Source organism: Neorhizobium sp. T6_25, assembly GCF_002968555.1.
Taxonomy (GTDB): Bacteria; Pseudomonadota; Alphaproteobacteria; order Rhizobiales; family Rhizobiaceae; genus Neorhizobium.
The window spans coordinates 19,526-38,116 of record NZ_PVBL01000031.1 but is presented as its reverse complement, the minus strand read 5'-3'; the positions used below and the strand labels follow the sequence as shown (position 1 = coordinate 38,116).

Annotated in this window: 22 protein-coding genes; 12 read left to right on the top strand and 10 right to left on the bottom strand. The window is 58.0% G+C overall.

The window, feature by feature from the left end:
- Position 1: 1 nt before the first annotated feature.
- Entirely contained in the window at positions 2-337 is a 336-nt protein-coding gene (locus C5L10_RS28935) for a hypothetical protein (RefSeq protein ID WP_245448258.1), read from the bottom strand.
- A 409-nt stretch (positions 338-746) separates the two neighbouring features.
- On the opposite strand from C5L10_RS28935, the gene C5L10_RS28925 reads away from it, so the two are divergent.
- Positions 747-1,019, top strand: coding sequence for a hypothetical protein (locus C5L10_RS28925; RefSeq protein ID WP_105432484.1), 273 nt, complete (start codon positions 747-749; stop codon positions 1,017-1,019).
- Positions 1,020-1,025: 6 nt separating this feature from the next.
- Here the strand turns inward: C5L10_RS28925 and C5L10_RS28920 are convergent, their stop codons facing one another.
- Entirely contained in the window at positions 1,026-1,289 is a 264-nt protein-coding gene (locus C5L10_RS28920; RefSeq protein ID WP_172717239.1) for a hypothetical protein, read from the bottom strand.
- A gap of 108 nt (positions 1,290-1,397) precedes the next feature.
- Between C5L10_RS28920 and C5L10_RS28915 the strand changes: the two genes are divergently transcribed.
- Entirely contained in the window at positions 1,398-1,634 is a 237-nt protein-coding gene (locus tag C5L10_RS28915) for a hypothetical protein (RefSeq protein WP_105432482.1), read from the top strand.
- Positions 1,635-1,784: 150 nt separating this feature from the next.
- Here C5L10_RS28915 and C5L10_RS28910 read toward each other — a convergent pair whose 3' ends face one another.
- The gene (locus tag C5L10_RS28910; RefSeq protein ID WP_105432481.1) at positions 1,785-1,967 is read right to left on the bottom strand and encodes a hypothetical protein; all 183 of its coding nucleotides are present in this window, start codon (positions 1,965-1,967) and stop codon (positions 1,785-1,787) included.
- Between the two features lie 588 nt (positions 1,968-2,555).
- Positions 2,556-3,677 (bottom strand): helix-turn-helix transcriptional regulator, encoded by a 1,122-nt coding sequence (locus C5L10_RS28900; RefSeq protein ID WP_172717238.1) that lies wholly within the window; start codon positions 3,675-3,677, stop codon positions 2,556-2,558.
- Positions 3,678-4,847: 1,170 nt separating this feature from the next.
- On the opposite strand from C5L10_RS28900, the gene C5L10_RS35085 reads away from it, so the two are divergent.
- Positions 4,848-5,177: a DUF982 domain-containing protein gene (locus C5L10_RS35085; RefSeq protein ID WP_371412000.1), complete on the top strand. Its 330-nt coding sequence runs from the start codon at positions 4,848-4,850 to the stop codon at positions 5,175-5,177.
- A 758-nt stretch (positions 5,178-5,935) separates the two neighbouring features.
- Here C5L10_RS35085 and C5L10_RS28890 read toward each other — a convergent pair.
- Positions 5,936-6,328, bottom strand: coding sequence for an ester cyclase (locus C5L10_RS28890; RefSeq protein WP_105432477.1), 393 nt, complete (start codon positions 6,326-6,328; stop codon positions 5,936-5,938).
- Between the two features lie 323 nt (positions 6,329-6,651).
- Entirely contained in the window at positions 6,652-6,945 is a 294-nt protein-coding gene (locus C5L10_RS28885) for a hypothetical protein (protein ID WP_205837107.1), read from the bottom strand.
- A 161-nt stretch (positions 6,946-7,106) separates the two neighbouring features.
- On the opposite strand from C5L10_RS28885, the gene C5L10_RS34770 reads away from it, so the two are divergent.
- The 8 genes from C5L10_RS34770 to C5L10_RS28850 all read left to right on the top strand — a co-directional run bounded on the left by C5L10_RS34770 (position 7,107) and on the right by C5L10_RS28850 (position 13,565).
- The gene (locus tag C5L10_RS34770) at positions 7,107-7,235 is read left to right on the top strand and encodes a hypothetical protein (protein ID WP_256384743.1); all 129 of its coding nucleotides are present in this window, start codon (positions 7,107-7,109) and stop codon (positions 7,233-7,235) included.
- Positions 7,232-8,287 (top strand): Cj0069 family protein, encoded by a 1,056-nt coding sequence (locus C5L10_RS28880; protein ID WP_105432476.1) that lies wholly within the window; start codon positions 7,232-7,234, stop codon positions 8,285-8,287. Before C5L10_RS34770 ends, C5L10_RS28880 begins: the two co-directional genes overlap by 4 nt.
- A 294-nt stretch (positions 8,288-8,581) precedes the next feature.
- Positions 8,582-9,139, top strand: coding sequence for a hypothetical protein (locus C5L10_RS28875; RefSeq protein WP_105432475.1), 558 nt, complete (start codon positions 8,582-8,584; stop codon positions 9,137-9,139).
- Positions 9,140-9,513: 374 nt separating this feature from the next.
- On the top strand, positions 9,514-10,764 hold the full coding sequence (locus tag C5L10_RS28870) for a cyclopropane-fatty-acyl-phospholipid synthase family protein (RefSeq protein ID WP_105432474.1): 1,251 nt from the start codon (positions 9,514-9,516) through the stop codon (positions 10,762-10,764).
- Between the two features lie 175 nt (positions 10,765-10,939).
- Positions 10,940-11,470, top strand: coding sequence for a sigma-70 family RNA polymerase sigma factor (locus C5L10_RS28865; RefSeq protein WP_105432473.1), 531 nt, complete (start codon positions 10,940-10,942; stop codon positions 11,468-11,470).
- The gene (locus tag C5L10_RS28860; protein WP_105432472.1) at positions 11,463-12,224 is read left to right on the top strand and encodes an anti-sigma factor; all 762 of its coding nucleotides are present in this window, start codon (positions 11,463-11,465) and stop codon (positions 12,222-12,224) included. Before C5L10_RS28865 ends, C5L10_RS28860 begins: the two co-directional genes overlap by 8 nt.
- 17 nt (positions 12,225-12,241) lie before the next feature.
- Positions 12,242-12,958 carry a Bax inhibitor-1/YccA family protein gene (locus tag C5L10_RS28855; RefSeq protein ID WP_105432471.1) on the top strand — a complete coding sequence of 239 codons (717 nt, stop codon included), beginning with the start codon at positions 12,242-12,244 and terminating at the stop codon, positions 12,956-12,958.
- A 28-nt stretch (positions 12,959-12,986) separates the two neighbouring features.
- Positions 12,987-13,565: a DUF2076 domain-containing protein gene (locus C5L10_RS28850; protein ID WP_105432470.1), complete on the top strand. Its 579-nt coding sequence runs from the start codon at positions 12,987-12,989 to the stop codon at positions 13,563-13,565.
- 1,005 nt (positions 13,566-14,570) lie between these two features.
- On the opposite strand, the gene C5L10_RS28845 is transcribed toward C5L10_RS28850, so the two are convergent.
- On the bottom strand, positions 14,571-15,644 hold the full coding sequence (locus C5L10_RS28845) for a sensor histidine kinase (protein WP_105432469.1): 1,074 nt from the start codon (positions 15,642-15,644) through the stop codon (positions 14,571-14,573).
- Between the two features lie 88 nt (positions 15,645-15,732).
- Positions 15,733-16,119 carry a response regulator gene (locus tag C5L10_RS28840; RefSeq protein WP_245448256.1) on the bottom strand — a complete coding sequence of 129 codons (387 nt, stop codon included), beginning with the start codon at positions 16,117-16,119 and terminating at the stop codon, positions 15,733-15,735.
- 1,229 nt (positions 16,120-17,348) lie between these two features.
- On the opposite strand from C5L10_RS28840, the gene C5L10_RS28835 reads away from it, so the two are divergent.
- The gene (locus C5L10_RS28835) at positions 17,349-17,552 is read left to right on the top strand and encodes a cold-shock protein (RefSeq protein ID WP_105432468.1); all 204 of its coding nucleotides are present in this window, start codon (positions 17,349-17,351) and stop codon (positions 17,550-17,552) included.
- Positions 17,553-17,618: 66 nt separating this feature from the next.
- Here the strand turns inward: C5L10_RS28835 and C5L10_RS28830 are convergent, their stop codons facing one another.
- Positions 17,619-17,996, bottom strand: a complete 378-nt coding sequence (locus tag C5L10_RS28830; RefSeq protein WP_105432467.1) for a response regulator — start codon at positions 17,994-17,996, stop codon at positions 17,619-17,621.
- 177 nt (positions 17,997-18,173) lie between these two features.
- On the bottom strand, positions 18,174-18,431 hold the full coding sequence (locus C5L10_RS28825) for a hypothetical protein (RefSeq protein WP_105432466.1): 258 nt from the start codon (positions 18,429-18,431) through the stop codon (positions 18,174-18,176).
- Positions 18,432-18,591 lie beyond the last annotated feature (160 nt).

The following is an 18,591-nucleotide window of genomic DNA, read 5'->3' as shown; positions in this document are numbered from 1 at the left end:
CTCAAGCTACGGGCTTGATCGCGTCGGCGAATGCCACCGTCAGCAAGACGTCGCCAGCCTCGTTTGAAATATCCAGCCGCCGTGAAGAGATATCGTGGCCCTGCAGGATGGCGTCACTCATGAGAGCGCGTGCGTCCTTGATGGCTTCGACGCGAGCATGGTCAAGATCCGGAAGTTCGCTTCCTTCCAAGTCTTCCCGAATGCCGTCTCCGGTAACGATATTGAAATAGTATCTGGGCATCGGAACCTTCGCGTTCGATGACGACATTCGATCGTACGCACGCGCGGCGTCTTCCGGTGCTTTCGGAAAAATAAAGGAGGGTAGGGTTTCGGTCAAGAATAGGCAGGCGTACGCAGAGCGTAGTGCGGATCGATGGAAAGCCAGAGCTCTTCGCATGGCTCAATGTCCATGGTCACCCGATACACATTGCGGCGGTCAGGCCGACGAGGCGGACATTTGGGTCATCGACCAGAGAGGCGCAGGCTGGTTCCCTTTGACATCTCCAAAGCACGTCCTACCATTCCCGCATGATGGCGAAGTGCGACAACTGCCACAACACCGGATGGGTATGCGATGCGCACGTCCGCAGACCATGGTCGGGTCATTATCATTGTGGATGTGGTGCCGCCGGAATGCCTTGTCCTGTCTGCAATAGCTCCGACGAGGAGAACGAGCCCCGGGACGGCATCGTGGAGCCAGACGGTGGAGATAGGCGTTAGGGGGGTATCGCTTACGGAGTATCCTCATGGATCGACTGTTGGAAGGTTGGGAATTGGAACTGCTCGCCTTGCATGAAAGGGCTGTCCGCGAGTACGAGGACCTGTTGCGGGCGTTTGACACCGGGTATCGGATCATACTCCCCGACTTAGGCGACGTGACGGATGATGAGCGTAAGAAGGCCGAATGGTTCCTCGCTTGTCACAAGGCCAACCTTCTCAAATTGCGGGAGGGCGCGGCCAACGATAACGAGCCGCCAATGGATGAGGAACTCGCCGACCTGATCGCGGGTGACTGGTAGCTTTTCTCAGGTCAGCGACCTTTCGGCATAGTCGATGCTGAAGCCGAAGCGAAGCGTCGCTATATGATCTCGATCCGCATCAGAGACCTTGATGACGAGCTTTTCTGGCGGCGGAAAGTTGCGGCAGGCAAATTGGGCGAGCGCATTCAACGCTGCATTCATCGCTTCTTGAGGATTTGGTACGTCGATCGAGGTTTCCGCCTCGATGCTGTCTGAAATTTCCAGATAAAAAAGTGTCATCGGTCCACCGCTGTTGCAGGACCCTGTCAATGACGGCAGAATGCATTAGTTCCGTCTAATATGAATGGCTTGCCTGGTCGAGCAGGAACATTCCGGAGTTCGTGATGGTTGGTGCGGAAGCGTACAAAAAGGTGAGGCATGCCCCGGTATTATTTCGATGTCATCAACGGCCACGGCCTGGAGCGAGACGACAGCGGTCAAGACCTCTCCTCCGATACCGAAATCAGGCGCGAGGTAACTCGCATTCTCACTGACATCGCAAAAGACGAAATTACCTATGCTGACGCAGCGAATATCCGGGTGAATGTCCGCGATCGCAACGGATTGCAGGTTCACTACGGAGAAATATCATTCCGAAGCGGCCTCGATGGATGACGTCGCTGGATCGACAATCGTCACTGGTGTCATTTGCCGCACCGAGCCTTTGTTCCCGTAGCTGATTGAACCGCCTCAAGGATTACATCTACAGTGCAGATACCCGGTTCAATCGGGACTATCAGGGGCGTGTTTTGGCGGCTTAGCCAGTCAGCCGCGCGCTCGACGAGCGTCGTCGGTTCCGCTGGCTTGATCAAGCCTTACCTTTTGCCCATCAGCCCACGAACGGGCGAACTTCTCGAATGAGAAATGTTTCTCGGAGACTTCACCGTCTTCAACAACGCGGACGGTGAACTGCTCGTCTTCGGGGATGACTTTGACGGAATTCGTCATCTTCCACTCCTGTACAAGGCCACTGTCACACTCGATGGCTGCGCGCCACCAGCGGGCCTAAGATATCGCAAGAGCGGGCGCTGCCAAGGTATTTCAGAACTTTGTACGGTCCCAGACATTCGGCCGGGTACCCGTCGAAACTCACGATAGCGTCGTCGGGTCGATCGACGAGGTCGCGCGAGTTACCTTTAGTCTCGCAAAACACGCTGGTCCCGCCCGAGGGGCCCTATACTCCTGCGCCGACTTCGGTGATGTATTGCGACATCGTCATGTTTCGGTGGCCTCCAAACCCTTTCATCTACCCTCACTCAAATCGCCATCGGACCCGCACAAGATCGGCAAGCATCGTCCGAAGCTCCGGCCACGGCGCTTCCTGTAGGGCAGAGCCCGGATCCTCCTTTTCCAGGAGGGAATGGAGCTTCACCGCGACGCGGCGACAGATTGAGGCGCCGCACTCCTTTATTGCTTTGCCAACGCCTCCTCGATATTTGGGATTTTCTCCTCGGCTTTTTTCGCCCTCGTCTATCCGAGCCGCTTGTCCGCCGTCTTCCATTCACTCCTGCCTGCACCCAATGCGACCCTTGCTCTCTAAGGTCTCGCAAACCGGTGAAGCAAGGCCACGAGCTCGCCCTGACGATGAGTATCTGTTTTTTGAAAGATTGACTTAAGCCGAACGCGCGCAGTCTCGAAGGAAACCCCGGTCACGATCGCTATGTCTTTCAAAGAAACACCGGTGATGAGGTGGCGGCAGAAGACCTCCTCGGCCGGCGTGAGCTTGAACAGCTGTGCAAATTCGAGGAGTGGCTGAGCCGGCGCCAAGGACGATATGTTCTTGGCCTGAATGAGGACCAGCGGCCGGGGAGAAACGAAGGGATTGATCCTTGAACCGGCCACAATCGAAAATGAAATTACCCATTTGCCATGATCGCCGGGTGAAATGAGAGAGGATACCCCGGATGTCGGGGACGAGGCGATACTTTTCACGGTAGCGGCGATCATCTCGCCGAGCTTCCGCGGTTGAAACGCAATCCTTCCGTATTGCTCCATGACGAAATCACGTCGAACAAATGCGTTCAAAGCTTCCGGGTTTGCGTCCAATAATTTCATTTTGGCGTCAACCACGATCGCAATTGTATCCCCTCGGTTCGCAAGGGCGCCCTGTGCGATTTGCCGGTCGGCCTCGCTCTGCAATCGATCGAACCCGTTCGCGGTGCGTCTAAGCACGCCCCTCAGGCGCGAGAGCACCCATTCCGCCGGACAGTCATAGCGACCGGCATACGCAATGGAATAGTGAAGCGGTATCCTAAACGTATTGACTGGGTCGATGTCGAGCGACAGCCCTGTTGAGGCGTCGAAATTGGGAATCAGTCGGAGGAAATCGTTATAATATTCGGTGTGCTCGATCTGAGAGACTGGAAAATCCCTTTCCGAAACGGCACACGACCCCTCCGGTAAATGCGACCAAACCTCTATCCAAGGGTTGCGGAACGCAAAATACTCCGCATAGGCATGCATGTAATGGTTTTCGATATTGATAGCATCGTAGTGTCTGAGGACCTGTTGAGACTGATCTTCGTTCAGAATAACACAAGCCGAACCCGGGAACCCCTCGCTAAGTCGAAGCCCAACGTTCGACCACGTCGATATGCCACATGCAGCCGCTTCAACCTCTTCGGCCACAGCCGCCAGCACTCTTTCGGCATCGATCAAATTCATAACTTCGCAAAACATATCCCAGGTATTCAGCGAATCTTACTATCTTCGTGGCGTCCTGTCATCAATCATTGGATGCGTCGGCAGTCCCCACCGTTGTGCAACAAATGGTACTTCTGGAACGAACCACCACAAAAGTACTCGCCGCGGACTTAGCATATGCCAAGACGAACTCCGAGGCGCTCGCCGACATCCGCGCCAACCTCACGCAACACTCCCGCACCTACTTCGGCATGAGGCAGGATTTGCTGTGATTCACGACGTTGCACATAGTAAGCCACATCCCACGCCGGCATTGGCGCTATACCGATTGAGCTGTCCCCGGGTCGATCGTCAACGAAATTGCCCAACTGCCGCTACCCCTAACAGGGCATTTGGAGACCTGCCTTGGGGTGTGGAAGCAGTGAAGCACTTGGATCGGGGAAGAACACTTGTTGTAAATGCCCACGTCGTCCGATGTTATCCCCGAACCGATACGCGAAACTCGACACACGACGAAGGAGCGTAAGGTGCTCCACCCGTCAGCTGGCTTTTCAGTCTTTGCAGCATCCGCAATCGCTGCTGGCTTCCAAGGGTTGAGTAAGTCGTCGTTGGCAATAGTTTCCTCACGTCGTCGGTCTGTTTCGCAATTCGGTTCTGCTCCTCGATCGAGCCAGCCAGCGGCTCAATGCGAACCGCGTCGTCTCCCCATCGAGCGAGTACATCCCATCCCATTGGCTAACCTTTGCCATCGTAACCAAATTGACGGGAGAAATAGAGGGAGTTTAAGACGCCACGATGTCCCCTGAGTGTCGCCCGGCGGACATCGCCTAACGGGCGTAATAGGCCTGTTAGGCGAGCCCCGAAAAATCGGTTCCTCCGATGCTACCCGTCATCTCGGTCAGCTCGATCACTTCTCCGCATCCCGTATCGGACTCGAACACGATGAAATGGGCCGTTGGGATCGAATGACATCCGGGGGCCGAGGATACGGAGGCTGCGGACTGGTCGGTCGATATCTACAACCCGGATCTTGTCCGGAGGAACGCGCCTTCTGCTTGATCAGGAACATCCGCATGGGGCGGGCCGCTTCCTCCGTGTCGATCGGGTGGCCATTGCTACCATCCCCGTTACTCTCGTGACCGGTGATGGGAACATTGTTACGCCTTTTTGACGTGCGGGGGAGGAATGGCGCGATCCGGAGCCATGAGGCACAGTCGCGGGCATCGCGCCTACTCGATGGGGAGAAAAATCATGGATGGCGACAGGACAACTCGTGAGGTGGACAGAGAATGGCACGTACCCGTCATGATCAGAATAGGGTATGGAGCATCGGAAACAGTTCGCAGCCCTGCCGATGCCGTTGGTTACCTGACCCGGCGATGGCCTATGGAGCGCGGCAGGCATTTCGAGAACGCCAAGCGAAAGTGCGTCGCCGCTTTGAACAGGCAGATACCGAGCGAGGTAGCGCGCGAAGAGTTTATTGCGGCAGCGATCGAGTCCTATGTCCTCGCTTAGCCGGAAATTCATCCGGCGCTGGGGTACTCGTGGACCTGATGCCCTCGATGACAGCTTGGGACTTTCGACCTATCGCTTTTGCTCCTACTCGATCTAACTGCTGAGTTATGAAGCGAAGAACCGCCGTTGTGCTTACACTGATCTTGCTCTCCGTGGCTGTGGCGTTCTGGTCGCTGATTGACTTGAACAATCTTCTCGGCGGCTGAGAATTTAGCAGCGGCAGGGTTGGAACGCCTGCAGTCGGCGCTAGTTCTGGGCCATGAATTTGAGCGCCGAGCGACGAAAGAAGATATTCGAGGAAGGGAAGCAGGCGGCGATGCTCGGACGGAGCAGGCAAACTTGCCCGTATCTCGCTGACCAGACTCCAGAGCGCATCTACATCTGGATGGGCGGGTTTAACTCCGTCACCAACTAAACTTGCGGTTTTGGAGGCCGGGCAGAATGCAGAGGAGGATGCGCCGATATGCGCGATGCTGCGTGAAGTCCCTGGCCGTACGTCGGGATCGGATCGGCCATCCAGTTCGGCGTCGACGATCAGGTCGGCGAGCCAAAGGCAAGCTTCAGCCGGCTGCACACGAAATGAGTTGCTGGTGGAACCAATCGCTCTTGAGATACTTGTTGGCCGGGCTCCCTGTCAGAGCCCAGGGGCTGGCGTTCTCAGGAGAGCCAGCCCTTGATGCCACATGCAATTAGAGTGCGGGCGACGTCGTCACGGCGAAGCGACCCGGGCACTTCGGCCAAGGCGGCGGCTTGCCAACTCACTGATCTAGGAGCTGTGCCTCGATTGCGGCCTTGTCAATTACCGACCATACCGAACTGATCTTCGATCCCGTGAACTCGTAGAAGACGTTCTCCGTGAAGGACACGCGACGCCCATTGACGCCCAGACCCATGAACTCGCGCTTCGGGGAGCAATCGAATGAAAGGCGCGCGGCAAGGCGTGGTGGTTCGGAGACAAGAAGTTGAATGTCGAAATACAAATCCGGAATATCCGCGAAATCCTTCACCAGCATCGCTCGGTAGCCCGATAACCCCAAAATCCGACCGTTGTGCTGCACGTCATCGTCGACGAAGCGACCAAGCTCATCCCAGGCCTGCCGATTGAGGCAATCCAGGTAGGCACGATATATATCCGCCAGTTCGCCGATCATTGGCAGTCTCCCTGCGCCGAAGGCCCAAATGCCGAGCGGTCCTCAAAAGGCGGAGATATGGCGACCCTCCCCTTCCTACAAGGCGGCGACTGGCGCCTTCTGGCGGATAGCTACTTTATCTTTATAGGATGCGCCCTGTCACGGTCCTGTCCTCTGGGCCGGGAAGACGACCCGAAGGCTCTCAGTGATCTGCGTCCGGAGTACCGACCAAATCGTCTTTCCTCAGCGGGTCGGGTCCCTCCTTTAGACCTGCAGCATCATCAGTCTCCGAGGATGTCACAGTGAGCAGGCGGCGCGACTAAGTCGCGCCGTCTATATCTTCATCACATCATGCGCTTGATCTCACCGTAGGCTCCGCTGGTCTTCAATGTGTCGGTGACAGGGCTGGTGGTACGATTTCGCCAGAACCATCCGTGCTTCCCGTCGAAGGCGGCTTCCAATTCGCCGCAATCAGACGGCTGGGCACGGCCCTTCTTGTAGACCCCGAACTCGCGGATAATCCGGTCGAGAATGCTCGAACCCTGCTGCGGCACGGGTTGCGTGGAGTCCTGAGATGTCGTCGGCTGGACCGGAACGGGCTGCGCCTCGCCAGCCTGACTGATTTCCGTGGCGGCCATCGAGCTGTCGCGGTGGATTTGATGCGGCGCGGCCTTCGTTGAACGAGATGCTTGACATCCGGATCGGCTGGGGCAAATTCTCTGCCATGGGGTTGCGATCACCCCACGAGGCCACGGCTAGAGAATCGCGTCCATGAACCCGCAACAACGGAGGACGCGTCATGCCGTCATTTCTTGAAATCACACCTGACAAACTTGTCCGCATCCAAGGGGCCGGGCTCCTGACCATTCTGGCGGCGAGCGCTGTTGCCGGGCTGGCCTATGGCCTGACCTTGGGAGCGCACCCATGAAGAACTCGCCTCCACGGATTGCGATCGTCTGGCGCGGCGACCGGGAAGCACGGCGCACTGCCACGCCACAGAACAACCGCTTCCACCGGATATTCGAAGAACTCGCGGCAGTCGGCCTTGCGCCGGAGCCCGCAGTCTTCGACGAAGAATTCGCAGACGACGTCCTCGAACAGCTTCTTGCCGTTGACGCAGTTCTTGTCTGGGTGAACCCGCTGGATGACGGAAAAACAAGAAAGGTCCTCGATCCGCTTCTGCGACAGGTGGCGGAAGCTGGCCGATTTGTAAGCGCGCATCCGGACGTGATCCTCAAGATGGGGGTCAAGGAAGTACTTTACGAAACCAGAGAACTTGGCTGGGGCGTCGACACCCACCTCTATCGCACGCCTGCAAAGTTCCGGAAGGAGTTCTTCCCGAGGCTGCAGGCCGACGGGCCTCGTGTGCTGAAACGGAACCGCGGTAACGGCGGTCAAGGCGTCTGGAAGGTGGACCTTGTGAATGCAACGCCGAACGGTCCGGCGGTGATTCAGGTACTGGAAGCGAAAGGAGGCAGCGTCCCGGAAAGGGTAGGCCTGTCCGACTTCGTTTCCCGCTGCGAGACCTACTTCACGGAGGGTGGCTGCATCGTCGATCAACCGTTTCAGTCCCGTCTGCCGGAGGGCATGATTCGTTGCTACATGTCTGGAGGCAGGGTGGTTGGATTCGGGCAACAGTTGGTCAAGGCGCTGGTGACGCCGCCGCCGGGATCTGGTCGAGAACCACTTCAGCCTGGTCCGCGGATCATGCATTCAGCATCCGCAGAACCTTTCCAGACATTGAGGACAAACATGGAAAATGAGTGGACGCCGGAAATGATGTCGAAGCTTGGACTAGAAGCAGCGTCGTTGCCGATCATCTGGGACGCCGATTTCCTCTACGGCCCACCCGACGCTTCGGGCAACGACACCTACGTTCTCTGCGAGATCAACGTCAGTTCAGTCTTCGCCGTTCCTGACGATGCCCCTGCAGCGATTGCGCGTGCGATGGCGATGCGGCTGCACCGGCCATCACTGTAGTTGGGCGTTGATTTCACGTCAGGCGCCGGTCGGCAGCTTCGGCTTGACAGACAGATCATTGAACTTCGGCGGCTCCTCGAAAGCAGCTGCTTTTTTCTTACCATCCAACTGGCGATGCCCTTCGTGCCTTGCAATTGCGCGGTCCTGAAATGCGCTATGAGTTCATTCCATCTCGGATGTTAGCCGGGGCGAGCAGAAAAGCTCACGGCCAATACATCAAAAAACTTGAAGCCTTGGCGGGAATTTTCTTGATAGTCGTGGCAACCCCTAAGCTCTTGCGACGGGCGTAACCGCATGATCCACGGAACGAGCATGAGAATATCGGTCCTGCCAATCTTGCTCGCTGCCGGGATCGCAACGCCCGCGACCGCCGCCGGAGTTGGGGGTGGCATCGACCTGTTCGTCTCCCGTTGTTTGCGAGAAGGACCAAAGTTCGAGGCAACGCTGTCGAAGGCACGACAGGAAGGATGGGCTCCCCTGGCAGCAGACATGGCCACGGCCTTTACCCCAGTCGATGATCCAGTCGCGATCGAATGTTGGATGATCGGCGACGGCGAAGGAACCCCGCTCGAAGCCCTGGTCGTCTACAAGGCGATGGTGGGGAAGAGAACGGTCGAAGGATGCACGACAGCATCGGCCGGGAGCGACGCGAGGTCAGTCGAGAAAGGTCTCACGGGCCTCATCCAGGCCAGGCCTCTCGGTGAGGAGCAAGGCCAGGACACGATCTACAAGCGCTTTTCGACCAATGTCGCGGGACGCGACATTGCCATCACCCTTACCCTGCCCCGGTATCCTCGTGGAACCGATCAAGTCCTGGCCAGTGCGGTCGCGGAAGAGTTGGTGGAGAACTAGATGCTTCACGAGGATGTTTCAACGATAGCGCTCCTTGACCGCCCAAAGGGAGACACCCCGGGGCTGCTCGAGATTAGCACCAAATACTCTTGTCCGAACATCTCAGGCGCCCTCTCAAGCTGATCGCGTAAACTGGCGTCTGGTCAATTCCGCCGAGTTAACCGCAGGGCACGCATCTGATGGCAGGTGCCACCGCGATCTGTCGACCTTACCTCATACATCGGCGACAGATGCAGCCGATGTTGTCGATCGACTGCTACATTGTTATCGTCAGCCGGAGGCTGGTCTTGTCTCCGCTGTCTAAGCTCGTTTCATCCACGTGCAGAATCGTCGCTCGCGACGCTTAAATCCCGCCCCACCCGTCGAGGTCGTGCATGTTTCCTCTGTCGCATATGATGAAAGCCTTCATCCGCAAGGGCAGCCTAACGGTGATCGACGCCGACGGGCGCAGCCATGTCTTTGCAGGTGAGGCGGGCCCGGAAGTGACGATGCGTCTGACAGACCGCAGACTTTACCGGACTCTGGTCTTCAACTCGGAACTCGCGGCCGGCGAAGCCTATATGGATGGCACACTCCGCTTTGAAAATGGTTCGACACTTCGAGACTTCCTGACCCTGTTCTCGATCAATCGGTTGTCGCTTGGCTCCTATCCAATCCAAAAGCTGCTGCGCGCCGTCAAGATGCGCTTCCGCAAGCGCCAGCAGTCGAACGTCAAGGGCGAGGCGCAGCGAAACGTCGCCCACCACTACGATCTCGGCAACGATTTCTACAAACTCTTCCTCGACGACAACATGCTCTACTCCTGTGCCTATTTTCGCGAGGCGGACGAAACCCTGGAACAGGCCCAGAGAAACAAGCTTCGGTTGCTGGCCTCGAAACTCCATTTAAAGCCCGGGATGAAGGTGCTTGATATTGGCTGCGGTTGGGGCGACATGGCCCTCTATCTCGCCCAACTCGAAGATGTCGAAGTGGTTGGCGTCACCCTGTCGAAGGAACAGCAGGCGCTGGCGACTGGACGGGCGCGGAATGCCGGCGTCGCTAATCGTGTCCGGTTCGACCTGCGCGACTACCGAGACGTCACCGAGACGTTCGATCGCATCGTATCGATCGGCATGTTCGAGCATGTCGGGGTCAGTCATTACGACGAGTTCTTCAAGAAGTTGAACGCACTGATGCCGGACCATGGTATCGCCGTCATCCACTCGATCGGCCACATGAGCCCTCCAGGCATGGCGAGCGCCTGGCTTCGAAAATATATTTTCCCCGGAGCTTATTCTCCGGCTTTGTCGGAAGTCTTCGAGGTCGTGGAGCGCAATAGCCTTTGGGTCACCGACCTGGAATTTTTGCGCGTCCACTATGCGATGACGCTGGCCCATTGGGTGGAACGTTTCGAGAAGAACCGCGACAAGGTCGTCGAATTGCACGGCGAGCGTTTTGCCCGGATGTGGGAATTTTATCTGATCAGTTGCGAAATGATGTTCCGGACCGGAAGCCAACTGGTGTTTCACATGCAGCTGTCGCGCAGTCGGGACGCGGCCCCGATCGTTCGAGATTATATTACAGAACAGCAGAAAGCTTATTTGCTTCAGGAAGAGGCCTTTGGCTTATCTATGAAGGGACGTTAGGCCAGGCACCTTTCGACTGTTGTCATCGCTACCGCTGTTTTCACCACACCAATAAGGCCTGACCCAGATTGGGCGCCACACGACCGGAACGGACAGCGCGGGCCTAATTCATTCAACGCGAAAAATATTCTGGCGATGATGGAAGAAAAACGGTGCCGGCTTCGTATATGGAGATATGGACCGCAACAAACGTGCCTTTGATGTAATTGGACAGCTGACCACGCTCAGGCGCTATGCGCGCTCGCTGGCACGAAACGCGACTGACGCAGAAGATCTCGTTCACGATGCCCTCGTTCGGGCATACGAACGGCGGGCAACCTTTCGCCCCGGTGCGAGCCTGCGGAACTGGCTGCTTTCCATCATCCACAATACCCACGTAGACCGGGTGCGTTCGTCAGCGGCAGGAACTCGCCGCGACGATGCGGCGATGTTGGAAGCCGATCTGTCCTATGCTGCCGGCCAGGAGCATTCCGTACATCTCGCCCAGGTGCGGGAAGCATTTCTGGCCCTGCCGGAAGAGCAGCGTGAAGCCTTGCATCTCGTCGCCGTCGAAGACCTGTCCTATCAGGAGGCCGCCGACGCGATCGGCATCCCGGTCGGGACACTGATGTCCCGGGTCTCTCGAGCAAGGGCTAACCTCCGGGCGTTCGAGGACGGCACCAGGAAGCCCAGCCATCTCAAAATCGTAGGAGGCGGCAGTGACTGACGTCGCAACCATTCTCGATACCGACCTCGATGCCTATGTCGACAGCCAACTGGACTCTGCCGGGAAGCTCAGGGTCGAAACCTGGCTCGCGAAACATCCCGAGGCGGCGGCCCGGGTGATGGCGGATCTCGGGATGCGTACAACCTTGAAGCTCGCAATGACCGCAGACGATGTCGTTTGTAACCCGCGGACCCGGGAAGCAGCTCGTCACCTGTCCTCGGGGCTTGCCAATGCCCGGTTGTGGACGGCGCTGCAGAAGGTGGCGGCCGTCGGCGTCCTTTTGACAGCCGGCTGGTTTGCACATTCCTCGATGGGACCAGGCGAGGTCAATGCTTCCGTTCCTCCGCCTTCATTCGTCGGACAGGCCGTTCGCGCCCACCAGACATCGCTCGTCCGCGCCGGGATGCCGTCACAACCCGAGGTCAAGACCTATGACCGCGATGACATCCGCGCCGCCACTGGGATCGTGATGCCGGAACTGCCCAAGGGCTGGACGGTCATTGACGTCCAGGTCTTCCCATCGGACTTCGGGCCCAGCGTCGAGACCAGTGTCCGGACGGAAGAGGGCGCGCTGATCTCGCTCTTTGCGGTCCGTCCAGGCCAATTTGCAGTGGAGCCCGTGAAAGACCTCGATTTTAGGGACGCCGAAGCCGCCTGGTGGCAGCTCGGCGAAGTCGCCTATGCGGTGATCTCGAGCACTCCCAATATCGGCCTGATCGACGAGGCCGAACTTCTCAAAAACTCACTCTATTGATCGTCAGGGAGACCATCATGTATCCGCAACAGGACCGCTACGGCACCTACAACCCGGCATCTGCCGCAGTTTTCGACGAGGGACTGCGCAAGCACATGCTGCGCATCTATAACTATATGGGCCTTGGCCTGGTTGTAACCGGGCTTGTCGCCTTCATCGTTGGCACGACCCCCGCGCTCTACGTGCCGATCTTCTCCACCCCCTTGAAGTGGGTGGTGATGCTGGCACCGCTGGCTTTCGTCTTCTTCTTCTCGTTCAAGATGCATTCGATGTCGGCGTCCGCAGCGCAGATGACTTTCTGGGCTTTTTGCGCGGTCATGGGTCTCTCGCTTGCATCGGTTTTCCTGGTGTTCACAGGAGCGAGCATCGCGCGGACATTCTTCATCGCCGCCACCATGTTCGGCGCGACCAGCCTTTACGGCTATGTGACGAAGCGTGACCTCGCCAAGTTCGGGTCATTCATGATCATGGGTCTGATCGGTGTGATGATCGCCTCGGTCGTCAACATCTTCCTCGGCTCCAGTGCGCTGCAATTTGCCGTCTCGGTCATCGGCATCGTCGTTTTCGTCGGTCTGACTGCCTGGGACACCCAGAACATCAAGGAGCAGTACGCCGAAAATTACGACCAGGAATCCCAGCAGAAGCTCGCCGTATTCGGCGCGCTGTCGCTTTACCTGAACTTCGTCAACATCTTCCAGCTGCTGCTGAACTTCACCGGGCAGCGCGAAGAGTAACAGTAGTCCATACCCAAGGAGAGATCTCATGGATCGCAACGACCAGCAGGCCATTGACGGTCTGTTCTCCAAGCTCGCCCATGTCGAGCACCAGGCCGGCCATCGCGATGCCGAATCCGAACGCCTCATCCAGGAGCGGATCAGCCGACAGCCCGGCGCGCCCTATTATATGGCCCAGACCATCGTGGTGCAGGAGCAGGCTCTCGAAGCGGCACAGCGCCGTATTGAAGAACTCGAAGCGCAGGAAACACAGGGTTCGCGCGGAGGAGGCTTCCTCTCCTCGATGTTCGGCAACAACGCCCCTGCCCGGCGTTCCGCACCGCCACAGCCGTCCTTCGATGGGCGCGCCGCTCCCGGTTCCCCGTGGGGCGGGCAGAACCAGGGATATAGCCAGAACGGCATGCCGACCCAGAGCCGCGGCGGTGGCAGCTTCCTTGCCGGCGCGGCACAGACTGCCATGGGCGTCGCCGGCGGTGTTCTTCTCGGCAACGCGATCGGTGGCATGTTCGGCGCTGACAAGGCGCAAGCCGCAACCCCCCAGGCTGCCGCACCGGAGGCGGAAGCTCCGGCAGATGAGACGGATTTCGGTGGCGACGAGGACATCTGATCTCGTCACCAATTCGAGTTGACCCGCGGGGCGTCCCATCCTCCCAAGCTTCGGTGGCTCATCGAGAAGCTAAATAGTTGATTGGCTTGTCTTCTCAGCTCGCTGCCGCCAACGTGTTCGATGCGGGAGGCGCCGCTGACGCAAGATGGGATGGCTGCGGGTCTACGCCGAGCGGATTGCTTGTGGAATTGACGCTCGCTGCACAAGTATCGCGACCAATTCGACAAGCGTGCATTCAGGCAGTTCTTTTCCATCAAACAGCATGTCCCAGGCGGCCACCGCAACAGCCAACGGATCGGCGTGGGGTGATGCCGCAGCAAGAAACATAGACCCGAGTGGGGTGTGATGGAGTATAGGGGCGGAAGACCTGACCGGCTGCGCGTCTCTAGTTGTGGCTGGTTCCATCAAACGGACGCCGAGTCAGAAAATAAGTTTCAGGAACAAGACCACCACGATCAATCCGATTATAAAGATCGCTCCGATGGTTCCACCGATAAACTTCAGCATGTCAACTCACTCCTGTCATCTACGCATGATGCGGCTCCGTTAGCGTAAACAACATAGATGTCCTGGTTGTTCCGGTGTGCATCGACAAGGCAATTGAAAATGCTGTCTGGCCTCCTGCAGGAGGTCGGCCTGGAGGTTTCCAAATTGAACATTGATTCTCGGTGGCCCCATCCCTGATGCTTAAGCTTTCCCTCATGCTCAACCGTTGCGTCTCGTGGCACCTCGGTTTGCAGCAGTGGATCATCGTATCGCATATGAGTGAATGTCGACGTTTTTGCATTCCAGGCTTCTTCTCAGGCCGAGAAAACGTGGGGATCGGCCGGCTCCTCGGCATCTCGGATACGCAAGCATTTCTGCTTGGTAATGTCTCGACGTAATCAATGGAGATCTACGAGGCCGACAAGGTCGCCTGATAAATCGAACAAATGCTGAGCTGGAAGAGCGGGCGGCATGGCGGATCCGCGACGTGAATTCCGCGCTGGGTGGAGGATGCCCTTGTCAGGCGTCAACAGCGTCCCGCCGTCTAAACGCGATCGTTACAGCCATGCCCTTGCCGGGTCCAGACTCTACTTCGATCTCGGCATTCGCGTTGTGCTTAACCGACTGCACGATCATGGCGCTGAGCTTGCCTCGTCTCGGCCAATCGGCCTTATTCGAAAGTCCAACCCCATCGTCAGCGATGAGGACCTTGCAGCCTTCATCATCAACGGTGCAGCGCACCTTGATCTCACCGCCATCGCGACCTGGGAATGCGTATTTGAGAGCATTGGTCAAAAGCTCGTTGACCACGAGACCGACGGGCATGGCGACATTGACCGAAACCGGCCAGGTATCGACCTTCATGTCCAGGCGGATGCCCTCGATCGCATGGGCCGCCATCACCGAAGAAGCGATCTGGCTGACATAGGTCCCGAGATCGACGGTTTCGGTTTCGCCGCCGGCATAAAGTGACCGATAGAGAATCGACAGCGCCTCGATCCGCCCCGCCAGCCCGTGAAAACGTTCACTCTCTTCAAGACGCTGTGCGTTTCGTGCCTCCATCCGGATCAACGCCGTGATCATCTGCAGGTTGTTCTTGACCCGGTGCTGAAGTTCCTTCAGCAAAACATCCTTTTCCGCCAGCGCCGAGGTCATGGCGGCTTGATCGTCGGAGCGTTCGCGCGCCGACATCGCCAGCAGCCGAAAGAGAGGCTGGCCGGCGTCGTCGACTATCGTATTCGACCAGGCGTCGACGACCCATGCCTCCGGGCTCCCCGAGAGGTTGAAAGCACCCAGGTACTCCTCGGTTTCGAGCAAAGCCTCAGCGAGTTCGGTTCCACCTGCCAGGGGAGGAGCAGAAGGGAGGACAGACCAGGACTTCCCTTGCAGCTCTCCAGCCGAAATGCCGGTCAGGCGTTCGAATTCGATATTTCCATAGACGAGCGTTTCGTTGCCGCCAAGTTCCGAGACCGCGACCGCGAAGGGGACATGGTCGAGAAACTGCCGAAACCGGTTGTCGTCGAGCGCTTCCGCAAGATGTGGAAGATCGGAAAGGGTCGGAGACGGCGGGTTCGGATCGTCAGGGTTTGTCATGGGGATATCCGCAGTGTCGGCAGCGGGAGTCCATATCACGCCATCAAAAGAAAGGGCTAGAGGATTTATCGGATAAGAACCGAGCGGCTTACGCCACCAGCCGCGCCAATGCGTCAATGACTGCCTGATAGGCATAGGGTTTCGGAAAGAAAACCGCCTGGTCAGGCATTTGGTCGCTTTCTACCCGCCGCTTTCCAGAGGTTATGATGATCCCGATCGGCGGCCACCGATCCTTGACGATCCAGGCAAGGCTCAACCCATCTAGCTCGCCATGCAGATCGATATCGGTGAAAATCGCTCCGATCGATGCCTCAGTAGATAGAATACCGAGGGCGTCGTCGGCATTTGCTGCTTCCAGGGTGTGGAAGCCGGCGTCGCGCAACTCGTCCGCTACTGCCATGCGGATCAATGGCTCATCTTCGATCACCAGTATGGTCGTCCGCGGCATTGGCTGCACCGATCTGAACTGCGTCACGCGAGGAAAATCTCTGGCCGAGCAATATGTTCCTGTCGACTGCAACAGCGTCGGGCTCAACCGGACGTCGCTGGGCTCAGCGGACGTCACGATCGACGGGCATGTCACCGTGAGGGCCGTAAACGTGGCTCGCTACCCGGCGCCCTGAGCATCGGTTGCATCGCCCATTTCCACATAGCTGTATTGGCCTGTCGCTGGCCATCCGCGCGCAATCCTGCCCTGCGACGCCCAGGAGTTCCCTCCCAATGAGCCTTAGCTAGGTTTCGCGCATTTGGTCGCGGACAAGCTCCTGCTTTGCTCTTTCGTCGTTTTGGGGCCACGCGCTAAGGTATTCTTGACGCGGAAGCTGTCGTTTTTGGTTTCAAGGATGTGGCCAATGTTCTGAGACCGTGGCGCAGCGTGGCGGTTATCTCGGCGCCGCCGAAGACACTGGCCATTCGCCGAAGCACAGGTTCGTTGGGATGATGACGCTGGTTCGCTCGCAAAATCTGTTCAACAGATGGGTGAGCGAAGCACAGGAGGCGCAAGGTGTTCGAGCGATCTGGCCGGAACCCTCCATGTGCATTCTCCTGTTCCAGCGCGTTTGCCGCTCGATCGTCTGGAGCGATAGCCTAAGGTCAGCAGATCGACCGGAGGTCGCCAGGCAGGACGTCGCCGCATGGGGAGGACTTCCATTGTCCGCATGTCGAAGGTTCCAGCGGCCGCCTCGGCCCCTTGTTTGATTTGAGAAGTGCCGGGCGTCCACCAGCGCCGTGATCTGGCGCTGCCGTTGAGGTACTGGTGGGGCGCCCTCGAAATCCATTGATTGATAACTCGCCGCCTCATCAGGAAACACCCGAGGCTGCCGCACCGGAGGCCGAGGCTCCGGCGGGTGAGATGGACTCGGTGGCGACGAGGACATCTGACCTCGAAGTATGCCTGGGCAGTCGTGAGCGAGCCGCGCGTGATTGGTTTGATGCGGTTTGATCAGCGCAGATATGCACTACTGCGCCTACTAGGGGAGAAGAGGTCGTCGTTCGCCCTATCGGCGGTGCGGCGATCTCCATCCACGTCAACGGAAGCTGCGCTGGGGGCACACCCTCCACGACAAGACATCCAGGGAAGATCGGTTTTGCCTCGGCTTGCCGGTGTAGCGATTTATAAGCTGACTTCCGGGCCGTTGGGTTGCCGACGGCCCCTTACCGCTCTACGTTGCGACCGCAAGATTGCGAATAAGGGAATAGGATATCATGGCGACCGGTACGGTAAAATTTTTCAACGACGACAAGGGCTTCGGTTTCATCACGCCTGAGGACGGTGGACAGGACGTTTTCGTCCACGTCTCCGCGCTCGAGCGCGGAGGATCGCTCCGGGAGGGCGACAAGGTCAGCTTCGAACTCGGGCAGGATCGCAAAACCGGGAAATCGAAAGCCGAAAACGTTTCGGTTCTTTGAGGAGCGCACCCGCATGCGGCCCCGCCTCGGGGTGGAGCCCCTGCGAGTTCAGCATGTTGGCCTGAGTTAGCTCGCCAGCGAGGTCTCGATGGGTACCACCTCGGCTAGTGCCTCGAGTACCTCCGAGACAAGATAAGGTTTCGGAAGAAACTTGCTCGATGACGGTAGCACGCGGTCGCCGCCGAGGTGGCGGCCGGACGTGACGACTATCGCAATTCGTCGTCCTCGCTTCGCAACGAGGTCGACAAGATCAAACCCGTTAAGGGGTCCAGGCATATCGACGTCGGTCACGAGCGCGTCGATATCATGGGTGCCGAAAACGACGACCGCTTCCAAGACATTGGACGCCTCTAGCACGTGAAAGCCCTCGTCCTCTAGCGCTTCCACCAGCAACATTCGGATCAGCGGCTCGTCGTCGACGACAAGGACGGTACGTGAATACATGTTCGTCTCCTCAGTGGCTGCAGCGACAACTCGTAACCCCCGTCTCTGGTCGATCCCCGTACAACAGTCTTTGCTAACAAACTTAATAAAATGCGAATGATCGCTTTACGGCGGCGCCCCTGCCCATACCGTCGAGGCCCAGAGGTGGCCGCCCCAGGATACGTCGCCAGCTAGATCCTATTGGGACGCGGAAGTGTAACTTTCCTGGCCGTCATCGCCCGTGTCGTCTCCCACTCCCAAGACCTGAAGAAGCGCCTCTCGTTCCGGGCCGAACGGTTTTGTGTTGAGAAAGTCGGCTACTAACGTTTCGGTCTCGTGCCCACCTGAAGGCAGGTTGGCCCGGTGAAGGACGGCGAGTTCACCGTCGCCCTCGCGCTTACCGAGAAACCAGCGGTCACCGTTGGAGCTTGTTGAGAACTGTTGAAGATCACGCATAGGCTATCCTTTTCGCCAGGCCTGTTCATCCTGAGAAACGACGGACGAGTTCGGAGGTTTCAAATCAGTTCCTTGACGCGACAAGGGTTCAGCTCGTTACAAAGCACGCGATCTCGAACGCCGCAACATCGGCGACCAATGGCCACCCGCTGGCTGTGAA